Genomic DNA, 211 nt, shown 5'->3' with positions numbered 1-211 from the left:
AAGTCCGGTGTCCATACGTTCGGCCAGGCTGAAGCCGACAATTTCCCGACTGTGTAAATCCTTGATTCCGGCAAGATATACCCAGCCCTGCCGTGTGGGGATATAGGTTATGTCACTCACCCACACGCGGTTGTGTTCGCCCGGCGCGAAGTTACGGTTTAAAAGATTGGGAGCGACCGCCAGCGCGTGATTTGATTCCGTGGTGCGGATA

Annotated in this window: 1 protein-coding gene; it reads right to left on the bottom strand. The window is 55.0% G+C overall.

The window, feature by feature from the left end; genetic code table 11:
• Positions 1 to 211 (bottom strand): DDE-type integrase/transposase/recombinase (locus V6C16_RS14870; RefSeq protein WP_333543644.1); only part of this gene is annotated, 211 nt, incomplete at both ends.

This window comes from Desulfovibrio sp. 1188_IL3213 (assembly GCF_036763145.1).
GTDB lineage: Bacteria > Desulfobacterota > Desulfovibrionia > Desulfovibrionales > Desulfovibrionaceae > Desulfovibrio.
This window is presented reverse-complemented; position numbering and strand designations above follow the sequence as displayed.